This window comes from Streptomyces bullii, from assembly GCF_042657145.1.
GTDB lineage: Bacteria > Actinomycetota > Actinomycetes > Streptomycetales > Streptomycetaceae > Streptomyces > Streptomyces bullii.
The window spans coordinates 124,064-145,792 of the sequence record NZ_JBHSNY010000001.1 but is presented as its reverse complement, the minus strand read 5'-3'; the positions used below and the strand labels follow the sequence as shown (position 1 = coordinate 145,792).

General features: G+C 71.1%; 16 protein-coding genes and 1 pseudogene. 6 read left to right on the top strand and 11 right to left on the bottom strand.

From position 1 onward, the window contains the following. Positions 1-5: 5 nt before the first annotated feature. The 8 genes from ACFPZJ_RS00705 to ACFPZJ_RS00670 form a co-directional block, all read right to left on the bottom strand. Positions 6-1,757 carry a pyridoxal phosphate-dependent aminotransferase gene (locus ACFPZJ_RS00705; protein ID WP_381015716.1) on the bottom strand — a complete coding sequence of 584 codons (1,752 nt, stop codon included), beginning with the start codon at positions 1,755-1,757 and terminating at the stop codon, positions 6-8. A 195-nt stretch (positions 1,758-1,952) separates the two neighbouring features. Further along, positions 1,953-3,101, bottom strand: a complete 1,149-nt coding sequence (locus ACFPZJ_RS00700) for an aldose epimerase family protein (protein WP_381015714.1) — start codon at positions 3,099-3,101, stop codon at positions 1,953-1,955. Positions 3,102-3,175: 74 nt separating this feature from the next. After that, positions 3,176-4,420 (bottom strand): multiple monosaccharide ABC transporter permease, encoded by a 1,245-nt coding sequence (gene mmsB, locus ACFPZJ_RS00695; RefSeq protein WP_381015711.1) that lies wholly within the window; start codon positions 4,418-4,420, stop codon positions 3,176-3,178. After that, the gene (mmsA, locus tag ACFPZJ_RS00690) at positions 4,417-5,967 is read right to left on the bottom strand and encodes a multiple monosaccharide ABC transporter ATP-binding protein (protein WP_381015710.1); all 1,551 of its coding nucleotides are present in this window, start codon (positions 5,965-5,967) and stop codon (positions 4,417-4,419) included. The genes mmsB and mmsA overlap by 4 nt, the downstream gene beginning before the upstream one ends. Before the next feature lie 47 nt (positions 5,968-6,014). Further along, positions 6,015-7,127, bottom strand: a complete 1,113-nt coding sequence (gene chvE, locus ACFPZJ_RS00685; protein ID WP_381015707.1) for a multiple monosaccharide ABC transporter substrate-binding protein — start codon at positions 7,125-7,127, stop codon at positions 6,015-6,017. 138 nt (positions 7,128-7,265) lie between these two features. Then, positions 7,266-8,234 carry a glycosyltransferase family protein gene (locus ACFPZJ_RS00680; protein ID WP_381015704.1) on the bottom strand — a complete coding sequence of 323 codons (969 nt, stop codon included), beginning with the start codon at positions 8,232-8,234 and terminating at the stop codon, positions 7,266-7,268. 135 nt (positions 8,235-8,369) lie between these two features. After that, positions 8,370-9,374 carry a zinc-dependent alcohol dehydrogenase gene (locus ACFPZJ_RS00675; protein WP_381015701.1) on the bottom strand — a complete coding sequence of 335 codons (1,005 nt, stop codon included), beginning with the start codon at positions 9,372-9,374 and terminating at the stop codon, positions 8,370-8,372. After that, a complete protein-coding gene (locus tag ACFPZJ_RS00670; RefSeq protein ID WP_381015698.1) occupies positions 9,371-10,528 on the bottom strand; it encodes a mandelate racemase/muconate lactonizing enzyme family protein in 1,158 nt (385 codons plus the stop codon). Before ACFPZJ_RS00670 ends, ACFPZJ_RS00675 begins: the two co-directional genes overlap by 4 nt. A gap of 255 nt (positions 10,529-10,783) precedes the next feature. Here ACFPZJ_RS00670 and ACFPZJ_RS00665 point away from each other — a divergent pair, with 255 nt between their 5' ends. From ACFPZJ_RS00665 to ACFPZJ_RS00655, 3 genes and pseudogenes are all read left to right on the top strand, one after another. Then, positions 10,784-11,821, top strand: coding sequence for an SCO2400 family protein (locus ACFPZJ_RS00665; RefSeq protein WP_381015696.1), 1,038 nt, complete (start codon positions 10,784-10,786; stop codon positions 11,819-11,821). Between the two features lie 1,227 nt (positions 11,822-13,048). Further along, positions 13,049-15,615: pseudogene (locus ACFPZJ_RS00660) on the top strand (M14 family zinc carboxypeptidase). Then, a complete protein-coding gene (locus tag ACFPZJ_RS00655; protein WP_381015693.1) occupies positions 15,612-16,757 on the top strand; it encodes a serine hydrolase domain-containing protein in 1,146 nt (381 codons plus the stop codon). Before ACFPZJ_RS00660 ends, ACFPZJ_RS00655 begins: the two are co-directional and overlap by 4 nt. A 97-nt stretch (positions 16,758-16,854) precedes the next feature. Here the strand turns inward: ACFPZJ_RS00655 and ACFPZJ_RS00650 are convergent, their stop codons facing one another. Together ACFPZJ_RS00650 and ACFPZJ_RS00645 are read right to left on the bottom strand one after the other, a co-directional pair. Further along, the gene (locus tag ACFPZJ_RS00650; RefSeq protein ID WP_381015690.1) at positions 16,855-17,274 is read right to left on the bottom strand and encodes an organic hydroperoxide resistance protein; all 420 of its coding nucleotides are present in this window, start codon (positions 17,272-17,274) and stop codon (positions 16,855-16,857) included. 116 nt (positions 17,275-17,390) lie between these two features. Then, a complete protein-coding gene (locus tag ACFPZJ_RS00645) occupies positions 17,391-18,413 on the bottom strand; it encodes an NADP-dependent oxidoreductase (RefSeq protein ID WP_381015688.1) in 1,023 nt (340 codons plus the stop codon). Positions 18,414-18,524: 111 nt separating this feature from the next. Here ACFPZJ_RS00645 and ACFPZJ_RS00640 point away from each other — a divergent pair, with 111 nt between their 5' ends. The 3 genes from ACFPZJ_RS00640 (at position 18,525) to ACFPZJ_RS00630 (ending at position 20,480) form a co-directional block, all read left to right on the top strand. Further along, positions 18,525-18,974 (top strand): MarR family winged helix-turn-helix transcriptional regulator, encoded by a 450-nt coding sequence (locus ACFPZJ_RS00640; protein WP_381015686.1) that lies wholly within the window; start codon positions 18,525-18,527, stop codon positions 18,972-18,974. Positions 18,975-19,074: 100 nt separating this feature from the next. Continuing rightward, a complete protein-coding gene (locus tag ACFPZJ_RS00635; protein WP_381015683.1) occupies positions 19,075-19,869 on the top strand; it encodes an EI24 domain-containing protein in 795 nt (264 codons plus the stop codon). After that, on the top strand, positions 19,866-20,480 hold the full coding sequence (locus ACFPZJ_RS00630; RefSeq protein ID WP_381015680.1) for a LysE family transporter: 615 nt from the start codon (positions 19,866-19,868) through the stop codon (positions 20,478-20,480). The genes ACFPZJ_RS00635 and ACFPZJ_RS00630 overlap by 4 nt, the downstream gene beginning before the upstream one ends. Here the strand turns inward: ACFPZJ_RS00630 and ACFPZJ_RS00625 are convergent. Next, the gene (locus ACFPZJ_RS00625) at positions 20,452-21,705 is read right to left on the bottom strand and encodes a pyroglutamyl-peptidase I (protein ID WP_381015677.1); all 1,254 of its coding nucleotides are present in this window, start codon (positions 21,703-21,705) and stop codon (positions 20,452-20,454) included. The two genes, ACFPZJ_RS00630 and ACFPZJ_RS00625, sit on opposite strands and share 29 nt — an antisense overlap. Between the last annotated feature and the right edge of the window lie 24 nt (positions 21,706-21,729).

The following is a 21,729-nucleotide window of genomic DNA, read 5'->3' as shown; positions in this document are numbered from 1 at the left end:
GCCGCTCAGCCGGCCTGGCCCATCCCCGCCGCGTTCGGCCAGCTCTGCGTGCCGGGCCAGCCGGTCGCCGGAGCAGGGGCCAGTCCGTTGGTGCCCCTGACCTGGGCGGCGGTGAGGCCGCCCCGGGCGGGGACGCCGGGCGGGGTGAGGCCGGTGGCCGCGGCGGCCGGGGCCACCGGTACGGCCTGCGGTGCGGGCGTGGGCACCGGGGCCGGAGCCGGGACCTGGGCCACGGGAGCGAGGGGCTGCGCGGGCGCCGCTGCCGGCGTCGGCATCGACTGAGGCCCCGGCTGCGGGAACGACTGCGGGAACGACTGCGGCGACTGCGGAGTCTGCGGAATCGACTGGGGAACCGGCTGCGGCGTCGACCGGGGGGTCGGTTGCGGCACCGGCTGGGGTGCCGCCGGCATCGGCATCCCGCCGCCCGGGGCCGCCGGAGCGGCGGACGCGGCGGCGGGGAGCGGCATGCCGGTGCCGGCGGCCGGGGCGGCGGCGAGGCCCGGGCCACCGGCACCGGCGGCCTGGGCGGCGAGGCCCCGCACACCGGCCCCGTTGGTCTCGCTCACCAGGCGGTCCACCGCCGCCGTACCCGAGCTGTAGCTGGTCCCTGGAGCGAGCTCGGGTACGGCGGCTCCCTTCCTGGACGACCCGTAGAGCACCTGTTCCAGGCCGGATACCAGGCGACGCACGTCCACCTGGGGGCGCACCACGAGACGCAGGAAGCGACTGGACGAACCGATCTTGTTGCCGCACTCGCGGACCAGGATCCGGTGCTCGGTGAGCAGCCGGTCCCGGACCACGGTGCCCTCGGCGCCCACGGGGAGGCGCACGAAGAGGAAGTTGCCCTGGGAGGGGTAGACCGTCAGGCCGGGCAGCGCCGACAGCTGGCTCGCCATCTCCAGACGGTCGCGGCGCACCTGCATCAGGCTCTGCGCGTACTCGGCGCCGTGCTCCTTGAGCATGAACACCACGTGCTCGGCGAAGGAGTTGAGGTTCCACTTGGGCAGCATCGAGCGCACGCGGCCCGCGAGGGCCGGGTTGGCCACCAGGTAGCCGAAGCGGATGCCGTGCAGGCCGAAGTTCTTGCCGAGGCTGCGCAGGACGATGACGTTCGGCCGCAGCATCGCCTCCTGGACGACACTCGGCTCGGCCTCCGCGTCGGCGAACTCCAGGAAGGACTCGTCGACGACCACCAGGTCCAGGTCGGCCATCGCGTCCATGAACTGCACGACCGCGTGCTTGTGCAGGAAGCCGCCGTCGGGGTTGTTCGGGTTGCAGATCACCGCGACCCGCGTCCCCCGGGCCCGTATGAACTCGGCGTACTGGGCGAGGTCGAGGGCGAATCCGCTGGACTCCTGGAGCGGGAACATGTCGACCCGCTTGCCGGTCTCCATCGGCTGGTCGGTCCAGCGGCCGAAGGTCGGCACGGGCACGGCGAGCGACTCGCGGACCAGGAGGTGGTCGATCCACGTGATCAGCTCGGTCGAGCCGTTGCCCATCGCCACGCACTGCGGAGGCAGCTGGAGCAGGCCGCACAGCTCGGCCGTGATCGTGTCGGCGCTGGACGGGTAGTACGTGATGATGTCCCGCAGCCTGCCCGCCATCTCGTCGAACATCGCCGGGGTGGGGAAGTAGGGGTTGCAGGGGATGCAGAAGTCCACGGGTCCGGCCCCGTCGCCGCCCTCGCGTGTCAGCGCCGCCATGGAGGGGCTGTGGGCCGCAGTGCTGCGGAACAGCGACGTGACGTTGTCGGCCATGGAACCTCCGTAACAGGCGGGCCCGTTGGGGACGGCCGGGCCCGACGTTCAAGGGCGGCCCGCGCGGGGGAGCGCGGGCCGCCCTTGGATACGGAGGCTTAGGTGGCACCGTTCAATCGCCGGGAAAACCGCTGGGATTTCGGGCAGAACCTGTGTGCCGCCTGTGAAGGCACAGGGGGCCTCCGGTCCGGACGCTCAGCAGCCGAACGAGTGGATCGTCGTCGTCCGGTACGTCTGCCCCGGTCGCAGCACGGTCGACGGGAACGACGGCTTGTTCGGCGAGTCGGGGAAGTGCTGCGTCTCCAGGCACAGGGCGTCGCCCTGGCGGTAGGTCCGGCCGGAGGGGCCGGTCAGCGTGCCGTCGAGGAAGTTGCCGGAGTAGAACTGCAGGCCCGGCTCGTTCGTGGCGATCTTCATCGTGCGGCCGGAGGCGGGGTCGCGCAGGGTGGCGACGTGCTCGGGCCGGGCGGTGATGCCCTTGTCGAGGACCCAGTTGTGGTCGAAGCCCTTGGCGGTGACCAGCTGGGGGTGGGCGACACGGATGTCCCGGCCGATGGGCTTGGCCTTGCGGAAGTCGAAGGGGGTGCCGGCGACCTTGGCCAGCTCGCCCGTGGGGATCAGACCCGAGTCGGTGGGCGTGTAGCGGGACGCGGCGATCGTCAGCTCGTGGTCCTCGATCGTGCCGCTGCCCTCGCCGGCCAGGTTCCAGTAGACGTGGCTGGTGAGGTTGACGACGGTGGCCTTGTCGGTGGTGGCCTCGTAGTCGATGCGCCAGTCGCCGTGCTTGGTGAGGGTGTACGTCACCTTGGTCTTGAGCGTGCCCGGGTAGCCCATCTCCCCGTCGACGCTCGTGTAGTACAGGTACAGGCCGACGTCGGAGCCCTTCACGAACGGCTCGATGTCCCAGACCCGCTTGTCGAAGCCCTTGGCGCCGCCGTGCAGGCTGTTGACGCCGTCGTTGACGGACAGCTGGTACTTCTTGCCGTCCAGGGTGAACTGGCCCTTGCCGATGCGGTTGCCGTACCGCCCGATCAGCGCGCCGAAGTACGGGCTCTTGGCGACGTAGTCCTCGATGGTGTCGAAGCCCGCCGAGACGTTGGCGTACCGGCCGCGGCGGTCGGGGATCTCCAGGGACTGGACGATGCCGCCGTAGGAGAGGACCTTCAGACGGGTGCCGCCGTTCTCCAGCGACCAGCTGTGGATCTTCGTGCCGTCGGCGAGCTTGCCGAAGAGCGTCTTCACCGGCTTCCTGCCTCCCGTGGCGTGCGCCGTGCCGCCGAGCGTGGTGGCGGCCATGCCCGCCGCCGCTGCCCCCGCGATGACCGTGCGTCTGTTCAGTTCCATGTGCGGCTCCACCTCGTTGGGAAACTGCTGTCGAAAGGACCGGGCCCCGCCTTCCGGCGGGGCCCGGTCTGTTTCTACGAACCGACCTTGCGCTTGTTCCACACGTCGAACCCGACCGCCGCCAGGAGCACCAGGCCCTTGATGACCTGCTGCCAGTCGGTGCCGATGCCGACGAGGTTCATACCGTTGTTCAGCACGCCCAGGACCAGGCCACCGATGATCGCGCCGAGCACGGTGCCGACACCGCCGCTCATCGACGCGCCGCCGATGAACGAGGCCGCGATCGCCTCCAGCTCGAAGTTGAGGCCGGCCTTGGGAGAGGCCGCGTTGAAGCGGGCGGCGAAGACCAGACCCGCCAGGGCCGCGAGCATGCCCATGTTCAGGAAGACCAGGAAGGTGACCTTCTTGTCCTTCACACCCGACAGCTTGGCCGCGGGCAGGTTGCCGCCGATCGCGTAGATGTGGCGGCCGATGATCGCGTTGCGCATCACGTAGCCGAAGCCGACGAGCAGCACGCCGAGGATGAGCAGCACGATCGGCGCGCCCTTGTAGCTGGCCAGCAGCAGCGTCAGCGTGAGCACGGCGGCGCCGATCGCGACCAGCTTCAGCAGGAACAGCTTGGTGGGCAGGACGTCCAGGGAGAACTCCTGCTGCCGCTTGCGGTCACGGATCTCCTGCAGGACCACGAACGCGATCAGCGCGAAGCCCAGCAGCAACGTGAGGTTGTGGTAGTTGGTGTTCGGCCCGACCTCGGGCAGGAAGCCGTTGGCGACCTTCTGCAGGCCGTCCGGGAACGGGCCGAGCGTCTGCCCGTCCAGGAAGATCTCGGTCAGACCGCGGAAGATCAGCATGCCCGCCAGGGTCACGATGAACGACGGTATGCCGCCGTACGCGATGAAGAACCCTTGCACCGCGCCCGCGATGGCGCCGACGGCCAGGCACAGCAGCACGGCGACCGGCCACGGCAGGTCGTTCCTGACCATGAACACGGCGGCCATCGACCCGACGAACGCCGTCAGCGAGCCGACCGACAGGTCGATGTGGCCCGCGATGATGACCAGCATCATGCCGATCGCGAGGATCAGGATGTAGCTGTTCTGCAGGACCAGGTTGGAGACGTTGCGCGGGAGCAGCAGGTCGCCATTGGTCCACACGGCGAACAGGACCACGATCAGGCCGAGGGCGATCAGCATGCCGTACTGCCGCATGTTGCGGCGCATGCCGTCCAGCAACAGCTGCAGCAGTCCGTCGCCTGTGGCCGCCCCTCCCTTGCCGGGCGGCGCGGGGGCCGGCGTCTTGGCGGTCACATCGGTGCTCATCGGGTTACCTCTTTGTCCTTCGTCATCTGACGCATCAGCGATTCCTGTGAGGCCTCGGCCCGCGAGAACTCACCGGTCAGCCGCCCCGCGGCCATCGTGTAGATGCGGTCGCACATACCGAGCAGCTCCGGCAGCTCGGAGGAGATGAAGACGACCGCCTTGCCCTGGGCGGCCAGCTGGTCGATGACCGTGTAGATCTCGTACTTGGCACCGACGTCGATGCCGCGCGTCGGCTCGTCCAGGATCAGCACGTCCGGACCCGAGAAGATCCACTTGCTGAGGACGACCTTCTGCTGGTTGCCGCCGGACAGCTTGCCCACCGGCTCGAAGACGGTCGGCGCCTTGATGTTCATGGACTTGCGGAAGCCCTCGGCGACCTGCCGTTCCTCGTGCTCGTCGACCACGCCCCGCTTGGCGACCTTGCTCAGGGCGGTCAGCGAGATGTTCCGGTTGATGGTGTCGATGAGGTTGAGGCCGTAGTGCTTGCGGTCCTCGGTGACGTAGGCGATGCCGTGCTTGACCGCCTCGGGGACGGACTTCGTACGGATCTCCTTGCCGTCCTTGAGGACCGTGCCGCCCGCGTACCGGCCGTAGGACCGCCCGAAGACGCTCATCGCGAGTTCCGTGCGGCCGGCGCCCATGAGGCCCGCGATGCCGACGATCTCGCCGCGCCGCACGTGCAGCGACACGTCGTCGACGACCTTGCGCTGCTGGTCGATCGGGTGGTGCACGGTCCAGCCCCGGATCTCCAGGGCGGGCGCCTCGCCGTCCTGCGGCTGGTGCGGGGTCCGCTCCGGGAAGCGGTGCTCCAGGTCGCGGCCGACCATGCCGCTGATGATCCGGTCCTCGGTGGTCTGCGGGGCCTTCACGTCGAGGGTCTCGATGGTGCGGCCGTCGCGCAGGATGGTCACCGAGTCGGCGACCTTGCGGATCTCGTTGAGCTTGTGAGAGATGATGATCGAGGTGATGCCCTGCTTCTTCAGCTCCAGGATCAGGTCCAGGAGCTTGCCGCTGTCCTCGTCGTTCAGCGCGGCCGTCGGCTCGTCCAGGATGAGCAGCTTGACCTTCTTCGACAAGGCCTTGGCGATCTCCACGAGCTGCTGCTTGCCCACGCCGATGTCGGCGACGCGGGTGTCGGGGTGATCGCTGAGACCGACCCGCCGCAGCAGCTCGGTGGCGTGCTTGAGCGTCTCGGTCCAGCTGATGATCCCCCGGGTGGCGTGCTCGTTGCCGAGGAAGATGTTCTCCGCGATGGAGAGGTAGGGCACCAGGGCCAGCTCCTGGTGGATGATCACGATGCCGCGCTCTTCGCTGGCCCGGATGTCCTTGAACCGGCAGACCTCTCCCTCGAAGAGGATCTCGCCCTCGTACGTGCCGTGCGGGTGGACGCCGGAGAGGACCTTCATCAAGGTCGACTTGCCGGCGCCGTTCTCCCCGCAGATGGCGTGGACCTCGCCCTGCTGGACGGTCAGCGTGACGTCCGACAGCGCCTTGACGCCGGGAAAGGTCTTGACGATCGAGCGCATTTCCAGGACGGGTCCCGCCATGGTCGTGCCTTCCAGTCAGTGGTGAATCGTCGGTCGGTTGGCGGCGGTTACTTCAGGTCGCTTTCCTTGATGTAGCCGGAGTCGACGACCACCTTCTGGTAGTTGGCCTTGTCGACGGCGACCGGCTCCAGCAGGTACGCCGGGACGACCTTCGAGCCGTTGTCGTAGGTCTTGGTGTCGTTGACCTCGGGCTTCTTCTTGTTGAGCAGGGCGTCGACCATGTTGGAGGCCACCTTGGCGAGCTCGCGGGTGTCCTTGTAGACGGTCATCGACTGCTGGCCGGCGATGATCGACTTCACCGAGGCGACCTCGGCGTCCTGGCCGGTGACGATCGGCAGCGGCTTGCTCGTGGAGCCGTAGTCGTCCGACTTCAGCGCCGACAGGATGCCGATGGAGATGCCGTCGTACGGCGAGAGGACCGCGTCGACCCGCTGGCTCTTGTAGGCCGAGGTCAGGATGTCGTCCATGCGCTTCTGGGCGGTGCCGCCGTCCCAGCGCAGGGTGGTGACCTGGGTGAGCTTGGTCTGGCCGGAGCGGACGACGAGCTGCTTCTTGTCGATGTACGGCTGCAGGACCTTCATCGCGCCGCCGAAGAAGTAGCGCGTGTTGTTGTCGTCGTTCGAGCCGGCGAACAGCTCGATGTTGAACGGGCCCTTCTTGCTGCCGTCCTTCAGTCCGAGCTTCTCGACGATGTAGGTGGCCTGGAGCTCGCCGACCTTCTCGTTGTCGAAGGACGCGTAGTAGTCGACGTTCGGCGTGCCGAGGATCAGGCGGTCGTAGGAGATGACCGGGATGTTGGCGTCCTTGGCCTGCTGGAGCACGTTGTCCAGCGACTTGTTGTCGATGGCCGCGATGATCAGAGCCTTGACGCCCTGGGCGATCAGGTTCTCGATCTGCGAGACCTGCTGGTCGGGCTTGTCCTCGCCGTAGACGAGCTGGGTCTTGTAGCCCTTGGACTCCAGGTCCGCGACCACGTTCTTGCCGTCGGCGATCCAGCGCTCGGAGGACTTCGTCGGCATCGCGATGCCGATGGTGCCGCCCTTGGCATCCCCGCCCTCTTCCTTGCTGCCGCCCTCGCCGCTCTGACCGCAGGCGGACAGGGTGAGGGCGAGGGAGGCGGCTCCGGCTATCGCGGCGAGTGCGGCTCTGCGGTTACGCATGGTCATCATCCTTGATGTGTGCAGGGCTCGGTCTGGGGGTGCGAAGTCGCTCCGGGGGTCGGGCCGGGGAGACCGAGAAGAGATGTGTGGGATTGTGCGCGGCTGTGTCTTCTTTTGTGAAGCCGAGTTTCCGGAACGTTATGACGGAATTTCGAACCGTTGCAGATCGCCCGGAAGCCGTGAGCCGAGCGGCGCCATGTCGCCGTCCGCTCCGTGCCGTGCCAGAAGGTCGAGGGCGAGTCGGCCGCGCCGCACCCGTTCCTTGGCGGTGGCCAGGGTCAGCTCCCGCATGTGGTGGCCGTACGGGTAGATCCCCGGTGCCTTGGACAGGCCGAACTTCAGGTAGAGCGGTGCGCCGCGCCGGATCAGCTCGGCGACCTCGTACATCCGCACATAGCCGCCGAGATCGTCGGGGGCCTCGATGTACATGTCCATGGGAGCGCCGGACACCCGGCGGATCTCGGTGAGGTGATCGAGCGTCAGATCGCTCGGCACGTTGACGGAGTCGGCGCCGAGCCGCTCGTACACCGCGTACGCCGCCGGGTTGACGGGGCCGATGAGCGCCGAGACCTTCAGCGTGGTGTCGGCCGGGATGATGCCGGCCGCGCGCGCCCGGTGCAGCGTCCACAGCACGCCCTCGTCGGCGACGAGCAGGCACTTGACGCCCAGCTCCGTGGCCCGCACGGCGTCTTCGACGCACCCGGCGACCGCGTCGTGGCCGCGGGCTCTCAGGCCCGCCCCGCGCGAGTCGGTCCGGGTGGAGCCGCCGATGTCCCAGGTGCCGCGCGGGCCGGTGAACAGGCACAGCTCGATGTCGCGCTCGCCGGTCGCCTCGACCATCTCGGTGATCTCGGCGTCGGAGAGCATCCACACGCCGCTGCCCTGGCTGATCCGGTGGATCGGCACGTCCAGCCGCGAGGCCTCCTTCAGGACCACCGTCAGCGCCTCGGGACCCTCGCACGAGGGGATCTCGGTGCGCCAGCGGCCGCCGCCGGGGAAGGAGTGCGGCGAGGCGTCGGCGGGGTCGAGGGCGGGCGCGCCCAGGCCGAGGGCGGTGAGCGCCTGCTCACCGGGCCTGCGGGCTGCCGTGGCGGAAGCGTCGGTCACAGGAAGTCCTTTGTGTTCGATATGTCGGACGAGGTTCGCGGCTCGGGGTGCGGAGGGCTCCGGGTACGAGCCCGGCGAAGGCTTGGGTGTACGCCGGTACGGGAGCCGTCAGGTTGCCCCCGTACCGGCGTACGTCTAGGGGCGGAGCAGCACCTTGCCCACCTTCGGATCGCCGGACCCCACCAGCTCGATGGCCTGCGAGAACTCGGCGAGCGGCAGCTCGTGCGTCACCAGCGGCAGCGGATCGAGCAGACCGGCGGCGAACACCCGCACCGTGTGCGCCCAGGCGTCCGGCGGCGCGCCGAAGACGGTGTGCACCTCCAGTTGCCGTACGACGAGGTCGGTGGGGTCCAGACCGTCGGCGCCCGGCGCCGGGATGCCGGTCAGGACCAGCCGCCCGCCGCGCCGCAGCAGGGCCGCGGAGATCCGGGCCGCGTCGGCGGACCCGGCCGTCTCGATCACCACGTCGAAGTCGTCCGGCAGCTCCTGGTCCTTCGTGCGGAAGTCGGTGGCGCCGTACTGCCGCGACAGTGCCTCCCGGTCCCGGCGGGTGCCGACGACCAGCAGCTCGCTGGGCGAGACCGCCTTCAGGAACTGCACCGCGAACATCCCGAGCGTTCCCGTGCCGACCACGGCGACCTTCTCACCCGGCCGGGCGTTCGCCTTCAGGGCGGCGGCCGCGATACAGGCGGCCGGCTCCAGCAGCGCCGCCGCCGTCAGATCGGCGTCGTCGGGCAGCACGTGCAGCAGACGGGCCGGGAGGGTCAGCGTGGGCGCCATCGCGCCCGGCTGGGTGAACCCGGTCTCCTCGTACCCGGCGCTGCACAGCGTGGTCTCGCCCGCGTGGCAGCGGTCGCAGACCTGGCAGTTCCGGAAGCCCTCGCCGACGACCTTGCGCCCGACCAGCGACCGGGGGACCGCCGTGCCGACCCGCTCGACCGTTCCCGACCACTCGTGGCCGGGCGTGAGCGGGTAGCGGACGTATCCCTCGGGCCGGTTGCCCTGGAGCACCTCGCGGTCGCTTCCGCAGATCCCGCTCGCGTGCACCCGGACCAGCGCCTCGCCCGGACCGGGGTCGCGGGGCGTGTGCTCGGCCAAGTGGAAGGCGCCCGGGGCGTCGACGACGACGGCGGAGCTCACCGGGCGTCCTTCGGGTTCCGCTTCTCCCATCCCTCGGCCCACAGGTCGAAGTGGGCCCGCTGCTGCGGGAACTCGGCGGCGGCGTCCACGTCCAGCTCGACACCCAGACCGGGGGCGTCCGAGATGTGGAAGTAGCCGTCGACCACCTGCGGCGCCCCCTTGATCACCTTCTTGATCTCGGCGTCCGCGAAGTCGTTGAAGTGCTCCAGGATCTTGAAGTTGGGGGAGGTGAAGCCGACCTGGAGGGAGGCGGCGGTCAGCACCGAGCCGCCCACGTTGTGCGGGGCGACCAGCATGTAGTGGGTCTCGGCGGTCGCCGCCAGCTTGCGGGTCTCCCAGATGCCGCCGATGTGGCCGACGTCCGGCTGGATGATGTCGGCGGACTGGTCCTCGAACAGCTCGCGGAACTCGATCCGGTCGTGGATGCGCTCACCGGTGGCGACCGGCATGTCCACCTTCTCGGCGACCTTCTTCAGCGCCTTGAGGTTCTCCGGCGGGACCGGCTCCTCCAGCCAGGCCGGCTTGAACGGCGCCATCTCCTTGGCGAGCCGGACGGCGGTGGCGGGGGAGAAGCGGCCGTGCATCTCCAGCATCAGCTCGGACTCGGGCCCGATGGCGTCCCGCACGGCCTCGATCAGCGACACGGCGTACAGCGTCTGCTCGTGGTCGAGCTCGAAGTGGCCGGTGCCGAAGGGGTCGATCTTCAGGGCCTTGTAGCCGCGTTCCATGACCAGCTGGGCGGCCTTGTGGTACGCCTCCGGGGTGCGCTCCGTCGTGTACCACCCGTTGGCGTACGCCTTCACCTTGTCGGTGACCTTGCCGCCCAGCAGCTGCCAGACGGGGACGCCGAGGGCCTTGCCCTTGATGTCCCAGCAGGCCATCTCGATCACGGCGATACCCGACATCACGATCTCGCCGGCGCGACCGTAGTCGCCGTACTTCATGCGCTTGACGAGGTCCTCGACGGCGAAGGGGTCCGAGCCGAGGATGTGGTTGACCTCGGCTTCCTTCAGGTAACCGAGGAGAGCGTCGGTGTGTCCCAGCATCCGGGTCTCGCCGACTCCGGTGAGCCCCTCGTCGGTGTGCACCTGTACGTACGTCAGGTTGCGCCACGGCGTCCCGACCACGTGCGTGCTGATTCCGGTGATGCGCACGGCAGTTGCCCCTTGCTGCGTCGTCTGTTTCGTCTGCTTTGGCTTCGGCTCTCTGGCGGATTCGAGCGCGTTCGATATTTCGGCACACGTTCGAAATGCTGGCGTGACAGTAAAGACGGGGCGGTGTGAGTGTCAATGGGTCGCGCGCATAACGGTTTCGACAGTTTCGAAAGAGGGGGAACGTCCGGTTCCCTACAGAACTTTCACAGCTGGATCTAGGAACGTTACCCGGGCGGAACTTAACCTTCCCGCGTCATGGACTACTGCGACCCGTGCCGAAGGCACCTCAACGGCGCCCTCGCCTGCCCGGGGTGCGGCACCCCAGCGGAGACCCTCCGCGGCCCCGCGGGCGACAGCGGCACGCGCCCGGAGTACACCGCCCCGTACGACGGCACGGACGGGCACGGGTACGGCGCGCACGGGTACGGGCAGTACGCCGACGCCGGCCCCGCCGCGGTGGCGGCCCCCCACTCCCAGGGCGGATACGGCGGGGGCGAGGCGCACGACGGCCGGAGCGAGCGCGACGGGTACGGCGCCCAGGGCGATCACCACACCCGCCCGGAGCACGTGGAGCACGCCGAGCACGGCGAGTACGCCGAGTCCGACGCGTACGAGGGCGAACACCAGGTCGAACACGGGGACGCATACGACGACGAGTACGACGACGGGTACGACGACCCGGACGACGGTCGCGAGGACGAGGCCGAGGGGGCGCCGGGACCGGCCGCTCGACGCCGGAGCCGTGGCCGTGGGCCGGCCGCGGACGAGCCCGGGCCGGGTGGCGCGAGCCGGCGGGACCGCAAGGCCGCGGCGCACCGTCGGCGGCGGCGCCGGGCCCTGCTGGTCACCGCGGGGTTCGTGCTGGCGGCGGGCGGACTGAGCCTCGCCGAGCTCGGTTTGGACGGACCGGCGTCGACGCCGCAGCCGTCGGCGGCCGGGGGCAAGTCGGCGGACGGCGCGGCGTCCGTGGAGGCCGGGGAGACGACACCGCCCGCCCAGGACGGTCGTCCCGGGGTCGCTGCGGCGTCCGAGTCCCCGTCCGCGAAGGCTTCCGACTCCCCGTCGGCTTCGAAATCCCCGAAAAAGAAGAAGTCGAAAGAACCCGAGGACGGCACCACCGAGGACGCCCAGTCACCCACTGCGGACACGTCCCCGGGCCGCCCGGAGACCGGCCCGACGGCACCGCCCCCGGCCGAGACGCCGGAGCCGTCGTCCGACCCGACGACCTCGGCCCCGGTCCCCGAGCCGGAGCCGACGGAGACGTGCAACCGTTTCCTGTGGTGGTGCACGTGACGGTGAGTCAGGTCCGTTCAGGTCGTTCCCCTGGCCTGCTGGGTCCGTGACGGCTGGGTGGTGAGGGCTGCCCGTCACGTGAGGAGAGCGGCGCTCACTCCGGGGCCACAGCCACCACCACGCTCTTTCTCGGCCGACGGGGACGCCGCCGACACCCCTACCGCCGCCGCTCGGGCCGGTCGGCCCGCGTGGGTGGCGCCGGCTGTGCGCGTTCCAGAACCGCCATGAGCAGTTCCTCCCAGGCCACCAGGGCCGGCCGGGCGCGGCCTTCGTCGCCTCCGCCGCCTCCGTGAGGTCGGCCGGCGGAGGCAGGGCCGCGCGGACGACGTCGGCGCTCGCGGCGCCGTCCGCTCGGCGAGAGCCATCTGCGACGGCAGCAGCGCACGCCCCGCCCAGGCAGGTGGGGCGCCGACGCGGCGGTCAACCCGTCGGCGGTGCGGCGCAGTTCTGGTAGCAGTCGTCCAGTGCCCGCGTCGTGGCCCTGAGCACGGGCGTGAGGGCGAGCAGGACGCCCGAGCGGCACCGGCCGGCGTCGGCAGTGGTGAGTCGCTCGACGAGGTCGCCGAGCGCCGCCGCGAACTCCTCGACGGCCGGCTCCCTCGTCCAGCACCGGCAGCGGGCTGTCCCCGAGCACGGCGAGCAGTACCTGTACCGGTTCGCCCACGGCGTGCCCGGCCGGCGGCGCCCCGCTGGTGCCGAGCCGGGTCAGCGTGGCGCCGACGCGGTGAACGGACTCCCGGCGCATACTGCTCGGGGAGCCGCGCAAGCCGCGGCCGGTGGACCGGCGGGAACCTCCCGACCGCCACCCGCGCCCGCGGGGACGCGCCCGCTCGGCCGCTCCGCCGCCGTCCGCCGCAGCACCCGCAGCGCCTCCGGGCCCGAACCGTCGTGTGGCCCGGCGCGTTGACGGCGATCCGGGTGAGGTACCCGGCGGTGTCCAGGAGCTGACCGGTGATGTCGGTCGTGGTACGGGCCACCGCAGCACGTCGTCCCTGCCGGGCGGTGAAGGCAGTGAAGGCTGCCCTCCGTCGCGCCGGTGTCCGGCACCCGGTTCGCCTGCTCCGCCCGGGCTCCGCATGCCCCGTCGCGCACACCCCGCGCGCCTCTTCACATCCGCCCGCAGTGGTCCATACGGGGCATGAGTGAGACCAACGCGTCCTTGTTGCGGTTGAGTCGAACCGGTACACCTCGCCGTACCGATCTCAGGAAGCCCCGGAGGAGGTACGCGTGCGCACCACGAGAACCGTTCCTGCGAGTCCTGCCAGACCCGTCCTCATCACCGTCCTCGCCCTCATCACGGCGAGTTCACTGCTGCTCACCCCCGGCACCGCCGCCGCGGAGAGCGACCCCGTCACCCGTGAGGGCAGCGCCGTCGACGACCGGGCGGCCCGCACCCCCGCCGACGCGGCCCGGCGTGCCCTGACCGCCGAGACCCCGGCCCTGGCCACCCGCGGCTACCCGCGTGAGCAGACCCTCGCCCCCGACCGGGCCGACCCCGGCGACTCGTCCCTCAAGCTCGGCCTCACCCCGTACCACGCCATCGCCCCCCGGCTGAACGCCCTCCAGCGCCTCGGCGACCGGGTGAGCGTGGAGGTGGTCGGCCGTTCGGCCGGCGGCCACCGGCTCTACCTCGTCACCGTCACCGCCCCCGAGACCGCCCGCCAGGCCCGCGCCCAGGAACGGATGCGCGAGCTCATCGAGAACGCGCCCGTGACCGCAGCCAAGTCCGTGGAGGTCAGGAAGAGTTACAAGCTCCCGGTCTTCGTGAACAGCAACATCCACGGCAACGAGTGGGAGGGCACCGACGCCTCCCTGAAGACCATCGAGCGGCTCGCCACCGCGAACGACAGGCGGACGAAGGACCTCCTCGCGCACAGCCGCCTCTACTTCAACATCACCGCCAACCCCGACGGCCGTATCGCCGGAACCCGCGCGAACGCCAACGGCTTCGACCTCAACCGGGACTTCGTCACCGCCTCCCAGCCCGAGACCCGCGCGATGCGGAGGATCGAACTCGACACCCAGCCGGCCGTCCTGCTCGACCTGCACGGCTACGTCAACGGCACCCTCATCGAGCCCACCACGCCCCCGCACGGCGAGAACTACGAGTACGACCTCTTCCTGAAGAACAGCTACGCCAACGCGCTCGGCATGGAGGCCGCCGTCAACGGCCTCGGCTACACGCCCGGCAAGGACGGCGTCGAGCCGGTCCAGATCCCGTTCCGCGACCAGGAGGAGGGCTGGGACGACTGGCCGCCGATCTTCACACCGCAGTACGCGGCCTTCCACGGCACGGTGGCCGCGCACACCGTGGAGATCCCGCTCCGGGTCAACAACGACGCCTACGACGAGCTGCCGGTCACCGAGCTGCGCCGCCGCTCGGCGATCAACACGGCCGTGGCGGGCGCTGCCATCGAGGCCACCCTCGACCACGCCCGGGAACACCGCGGGACCCTTCTCGCCGACCAGATCGAGGTGTTCCGGCGCGGCGCGGCGGGCGCCCCGCAGGTGCCGGTGTCCCCGCAGACCGTTCCCGGCGTCCCCGGCATCGGCCCGGAGGACGTCTACACGACCGCCTTCCCGCGCGCCTACGTCATCCCGGCCGGCGGCTCCCGGGCCCAGCGCTCCGCTCCCGCCGCGGCCCGCCTCGTCGACCACCTCCTCGCCAACGACGTCCGCGTCACCCGCGCCACCCGCCCGTTCCGGCTCGCCGGACGGACCTACCCGGCCGGCAGTCACGTCGTCGACATGCGCCAGCCCAAGCGCGGCATGGCGAACGCGCTGCTCGCCGACGGGCGGGACATCAGCGACAAGGTGTCGGTGATGTACGACATCTCCGGCTGGAGCCTGGGCCGCCTGTGGGGCGCCACGGTGGAGCCGGTGCGCACCGCGAGCCTCGAGGGCGCGCCCCTGCGCCCCGTCACCTCGGCCGCACCCGTCGCCCGCGTCGCCCCGCACGGCGCCCTGCGGCTGCGCCTGGACGACCCACGTGAGATCGCCGCGCTCAACTCCCTTCTGCAGCAGGGCGTCACGGTGCGCCGGGCCGCGGACGGCAGCGCGATCGTGCCGGCGTCGGCACGGCACCGGGCGGCCGTCGCGGCCCGGATGTACGACGTTGCCTTCGACGCGACGAGGAGCACCGGCACCACGCCCCTGCGCCGCCTCCGCGTGGCCGCGGCCGTCACACCCGGTGAGCTGTTCGCGCTGCGGGAGATGAACTTCGAGGTGACCCCGGTCTCGACGCAGATCCTCAACGCGGGCTTCGACTGGTCCCGCACGGACGTGCTGATCGTCTCGGCCGGCCTGAACCACGCCGGCCTCACCGCGTCCGCCCGCACGGCCCTGGACGCCTTCCTGGACGGCCACGGCCTGGTCGGCCGGGGCGCGACCGGAGCGGCCCTGCGGCGGGCCTGCTGTCGGTCAAGCCCGTCGAGGGCAACGAGGACGCCAACGGCGTGGTGCGGGTGCGGAACCTGGGCCCCGTCACCTCCGGCGCCCCGGACCACGGCTTCGTCTACGCGCCGGTCTGGTTCACGGACCTCGGCCCCGAGGTACGCGTGGAACAGTCGTACGGCTCCGGCAACCCGCTGGTCTCCGGGCACTGGCGTCCGGGACGGGACGGCGGCGGAGGCCCGGCCGCGGCCTCCGGGCAGGCGTCGGTCGTCAGCGGCCCGCGCACGGTCCTGTTCGGCACCGAACCCCTCTTCCGGGCCCACCCCAAGGGAGACTTCCCCCAGGTGGCGCGGGCATTGTTCACAGTCGCACACAGCGGTTCAGGTGAGGAGAGCGGATGACGCAGGAGATCCACGGCACCGTGGCGGACGGCTTCCAGGCGGTGCGCGCGGAGTTCGCAGCGTTCGTCGCCGGGGAGCGGCCCGACTACGAGGGCCAGCTGTGCGCCTACGTGCACGGCCGCAAGGTCGTCGACCTGTGGGCGGGCACCGACGCCGACGCCCTGTACGGCGTCTTCTCGTCCACCAAGGGCGCCGCCCACCTGGTCGTCGCCCTGCTCGTGCAGGACGGCACGCTGGAGCTGGACCGCAAGGTGACGTACTACTGGCCGGAGTTCGCGGCCGAGGGCAAGGGCCAGCTGACCCTGCGCGAGCTGCTGGCCCACCGGGCGGGCGTGGTCGGCACGGACAGCGGGTTCACCCTCGCGGAGCTGGCCGACGACCGCCTGCTCGCCGAACGGCTCGCCGACCAGCGCCCGTTCTGGCGCCCGGGCACGGCGTTCGGCTATCACGCCCTGGTCATCGGCGCCCTGGCCGGCGAGGTCGTACGCCGCGCCACGGGCCGCACGCTCCAGGAGGTGTACGAGGAGCGGGTGAGGGCCCCGTACGGCCTGGACTTCTTCATGGGCCTGCCCGCGCCCCAGGAGCCGCGCTTCCGCAGCACGCAGCCGATGGCTCCCACGCCCGAGCAGCGGGCGCTGTTCGACGCGGCCCCGGCCGGCCCGCACACGCTCGCCTCGATCGCCTTCAACCGCAACGCGGCGGAGCCGACCGACCTGGAGTCGCTGCCCAACCTGCCGCTGGTCCGCGCCAAGGGCCCGGCGTCGGTCGGCGGGGTGGCCTCCGCGCGCGGCCTGGCCGGGATGTACGCGGCGGCGATCAGCGAGGTCGACGAGAAGGCGCCGCTGCTGAAGCCGGACACGGTGGCGGAGTTCGGCCAGCTGCACTCGGTCGGCTACGACCTGGTGGCGCGGGCGCACAAGTCGTTCGGGCTCGGCTTCCAGGCGACGGCCGACACCTGGCACCCGTTCCTGGGCGCCGGGACGATCGGGCACAGCGGCGCGGCCGGGTCCCAGGCCTTCGCGGACCCGCGCAGCGGCCTGGCCTACGGGTACACCCGGCGCCGTTTCGCCTTCCCGGGCGGGGCGGCCCCGGAGAACGACCGCCTGGCGCGGGCGATCCACCGGGCGGCACTCGCCCTGTGAGCGCATCCGCCCGGGGCGCACCCGCCCCGGGCGGCGCACGGCGGAGGCCGCACCCCACGTCCAAGGGTGCGACCTCCGCCGTGCGCAACGAGCGGCGTCACACGAGCGTCACGGTGATGTTCCCGCGAGTCGCCTTCGAGTACGGGCACACCTGGTGGGCCTTCTCGACGAGCGCGCGGGCGGTGCCGGCGTCGACCTTCGGCAGGTCGGCCGAGATCTCGACGATGAGCCCGAACCCGTCGTCGTTCCTGCCGATGCCGACCTTCGCGGTGACGGTCGAACCGGTCAGGTCGGCGCCCTTCTCGCGGGCGACGACGCCGAGGGCGCCCTGGAAGCAGGCGCTGTAGCCGGCGGCGAACAACTGCTCCGGGTTGGTGCCGGCGCCGCTGCCGCCCATCTCCCGGGGAGGGGTGACGACCAGGTCGAGCCTGCCGTCGTCGGTGGCCACCCGCCCGTCACGGCCGTTCTCGGCGGTGGCGACAGCGGTGTAGAGGACATCGGACTGCTGGATGGGCATGCGGTGGTGTTCCTTCGGTCGTCCGCCGCGGCTCGCGCCCGGGCCGGGACGGATTCGGAAAGAAGTTACCGCATGCCGGAAATCCAGGGAACAGGGGTGACCGGGAGTACCGTCGCTCAGAGCTTGACGATCATCTTCCCGGTGTTGTCGCCGCGCAGCACGCCCAGAAAGGCCTCGAGGTTGTTCTCGATGCCCTCGACGACGGTCTCCCGGTACTTGAGCCGCCCGGACCGGACCCAGGCGCCGACCTCCTCCACGAACTGCGGCTGGAGGTCGTAGTGGTCCCCGACGAGGAATCCCTCGATGCGGCCGCGGGTCTGGATGAGACGGGCCAGGTTCCTCGGGCCCGGGGCGGGCTCGGTGTTGTTGTAGACGGAGATCATTCCGCAGACCGCTATGCGGCCGCCCTGGTTGAGGGAGCCGATGGCGGCCTCCAGGTGGTCGCCGCCGACGTTGTCGAAGTACACGTCGATCCCGTCGGGGGCGGCGGCGCGCAGCTGCTCGCTCACGGGCCCGTCCTTGTAGTTGAAGGCGGCGTCGAAGCCGTACTCCTCGACCAGCAGCTTGACCTTCTCCTTCGAGCCGGCCGACCCGATGACCCGGGAGGCGCCCTTGAGCTTGGCGATCTGCCCCACCTGGGAGCCGACGGCGCCCGCCGCGCCGGACACGAACACCGCGTCGCCCTCCTTGAAGGAGGCGGTGCGCAGCAGACCCGCGTAGGCGGTCAGGCCGGTCATGCCCAGCACGCCGAGGTACGTCGACAGCGGCGCGGCCCCGGGGTCGACCTTCACGGCGTTCTTCGCGTCCACGGCCGCGTACTCGCGCCAGCCGAAGAAGTGCAGGACGTGGTCGCCGACCGCGATTCCCTCGGCGTCGGAGGCGACGACCTCGCCGACGGCGCCGCCCTGCATGACCTTGCCGAGCTCGAAGGGCGCGACGTAGGACTTGGCGGCGCTCATCCGGCCGCGCATGTAGGGGTCGACGGAGAGGTACCGGTTCCGTACCAGCACCTGGCCCTCGCCCGGGGTCGGCACCTCGGCCTCGACGAGGGCGAAGTCCTCGGGCTTCGGCCAGCCGACGGGGCGGCTGAGCAGGTGCCACTCGCGGCTGACGGCGGGGAGGGGGGTGGTGTCGGTCATGGGAGCGCCTCTCTTCTCGTCCTCTCGGACACTGGCGAAATGATTCAGTACCTGAAACAACGATGCCTCTGAATATTTCAGGTTGTCAAACAAGCGGGTACCCTGGGACCCATGACCACACCACCCGCCCCCGGCCGCCCCGACGCACTGACCCTGGAGGTCGTCGAGCTGATCGGCGAGGTCGTGGCCCGGTTCCACGCGGACTACGAGGAGGCGGCGGCGGAGCACGCGCTCACCGGGGCGCAGGCGCGCCTGCTGAGCCTGCTGTCGCTGGAGCCGCTGCCGATGCGCAGGCTGGCGCAGCGGCTGAAGTGCGAGCCGTCGAACGTCACGGGGATCATGGACCGCCTGGAGGCACGGGGCCTGGTGGAGCGGCGCCCGGACCCCGCCGACCGACGGGTGAAGCTGGCGGCGGCCACGGCGGAGGGCCGGAAGGTGGCGCGTTCCCTGCGGGACTCCCTGCGCTTCGCCCGCGAACCGCTGGCGGGACTCTCGGAGGGCGAACGGGTCGCGCTGCGGGACGCCCTGCGGCGGATGCTCGGCCCGGCCACCGGGAGCTGACCCACCGGCCGGCCGGACCGGACAGGCCCCCTGCCGGCGCGCCCGGCCGGACATGATCTCTCGTCGCGGGATCGGCACCACACCCCGCTAGAGTTTGCCCATGCGAGATCTTGGGGCGGGATTCAGCTATCTCCTGAAGGGCCAGCGATGGGTGGCCCGGCACGGCAAGCAGTACGGCTTCGGGCTGCTGCCGGGCCTGATCACCCTCGTCCTGTACGCGGCGGCGCTCGTCGCGCTGGCGCTGTGGGGCACGGACCTCGTCGCCTGGGCGACCCCGTTCGCCGACGACTGGTCGAGCCCCTGGATCGGCCTGTTCCGCGGCTTCCTCACCGCCGTGCTGTTCGCCCTCTGCCTGCTCCTGGCCGTCCTGACGTTCACCGCGGTCACCCTGCTCATCGGGCAGCCGTTCTACGAGAGCCTCTCCGAGCAGGTCGATCGGGACGTCTCCCCGGACGGCACCGCGCCCGAGTCGGACCTGCCGCTCTATCAAGAGCTGTGGATCTCGGCCCGCGACAGCCTCCGGATCGTCGCTAGGGCCGCCGTCTGGGGCGTGCTGCTGTTCGCCCTCGGTTTCATCCCGGTCGTCGGTCAGACGGTCGTCCCGGTGATCGGCTTCGTCGTCACCGGCTTCTTCCTCACCGAGGAACTCACCGCCGTCGCCCTCCAGCGCCGCGGCGTCGACCTGCGCGACCGCCTCGCCCTGCTCCGCTCCCGCAAGACCCTGGTCTGGGGCTTCGGCACCCCCCTGAGCCTGGCCTTCCTGGTCCCGTTCGTGGCGGTGTTCCTGATGCCGGGCGTGGTCGCGGGCGCCACCCTCATGGCACGCGATCTGCTCGGTGAGGAGAGCGCCGGCGAGGACGCCGCCACGCCCGAAGGGCAGCAGGCCGCCCGGTGACCGAGATGCTCGCCGTCGCCGTCATCACCGTCCTGGCCGTCGTCGCCCCCGGCGCCGACTTCGCGATGATCGTCCGCAACAGCTACCTCCACGGCCGCCGCACCGGCCTGCTCGGCGCGGTCGGTGTCGCCGCCGGCGTCCTGGTGCACGTGACGTACACGATGCTCGGCGTCGGCCTGCTGATCGCGTCGTCCACGTTCCTGTTCACCGTCGTCAAGCTGGCCGGCGCCGCCTACCTGGTCTACATCGGCGTCCGCACCTTCCGTGCCCGCGGCGAGGTGAAGGTCGACCTGGAGGGCGGGGCGGACCTCACCCCGTTCGCGGCCCTGCGCGCCGGTTTCCTGACCAACGTCCTCAACCCGAAGACGACCCTGTTCGTCGTCTCGACCTTCGCGCAGGTCGTCGGCCCCGGCACGCCGGTGCCGCAGCAGGTGGGCTACGGGCTGTTCATGTCGCTGGCCCACCTGCTGTGGTTCGCCGTCGTCGCCGTGTTCTTCTCGCAGGACCGCATGCGGACGCTGATGCTGCGCGGCCAGAAGGTCCTCAACAAGCTCATCGGCTCCGTACTGGCCGGCCTCGGCGTCAGCCTCGCGTTCGCTCCGTCGCACTAGCACCGGCCGCGACCGCCACGATCGACCGCACCTGGGCGATGATGTCCAGCCGGTTGCGCACGAACTCCGCGTCGGTGACCTCGCTGGTGTTGCCGGCGCCGAACTGCAGCACCGGCGTGTGCACATGCCCGCCCGGCAGCCTGTCGTGCAGCCCCAGCCGGTCCCGCAGGAGCGTCGCCCGGTAGGCGATCTCGTTGGACAGGTAGTCCCCGCCGCCGCCCTGACGGGCCGTCGAGCCGGGCGTCGGTCCGTCCGGGCGTACCACGGGCTCGGTGCCGCCCGCCGGTATCTCGGTCACCGCGGTGTTGTCGTACACGGGGAAGCGGCCGGTGCTCGCCGCGACGATCTCCCGGTACGGCAGGGTGGTCGTCGTCCACTGCGGCTGCGAGGCCGGGTCGGCGACCGGGATCGTCCCGGTCCGGCCGATGTTCTCGTTGTCGGCGAAACCGCCCCGCCAGGCCCCGTTGGTCCGTTCGATGTCGAACCGGCCGACCCGCCCCTGGCTCACGGTCGCGAACAGGTCCACCTTCGGCAGGTGGGGCCGCAGCGTCCGCTCCACGGTGCCGTCCGCGAAGTCCTGCCAGCGCACCGGGAACACGGCCGTCTCCACGCGGGCCGGGCCGCCGGCCGTCTCGATCACCGTGCCGTCGAGGGCGAGCGCGGTGGCGCCGGACGGGTTGGAGATCCGGATGTCCCGGTCCAGGGTGAACGGGTCGAACCCGGTCACCAGGATTCGCTTCACTCCCCTGCCCTGCGGAGGGCGGATGTCGGTCTGGCCCCGCGAGGTGCGCTCCAGGTCGGCTGTCAGTTCGGCCCGTTCCGCGTCACTCAGCCCGAACCCCGGCTCCCAGGTACGCAGGTGCTTCGTCATCGCGAGCCGCGCCCAGTACAGCGGCCGGTCGTCGTCCCGGCTCAGGTCACCGCCCGCCGGTCCGCGCCCCTGTGCCCGCTCGACGGCCCGCCGCCACAGCGCCGACCCCTCGCGTACGACGACCCGGCGGGCCTCGGCGTGGGAACGCGCCGTCTCCAGGGCGCGGGCCAGGCGCGGCGCCACCGTGTCGAACCCGGAGCGGCGCAGGATCTCCTGAGGCACGGCTCTGTCGAGGCGCCGCTCCTCGACGGTGGGGGAGGGGGCCGTCTCGGCGGCGGTCGCGGCCGCCGGTGAGGCGAGACCGGCCAGCAGGGCCAGACCGAGAACGCCGATCCGAACGCGTAGCGAATTCAAGGGAGTTCTGCCTTCCGTCGTGGA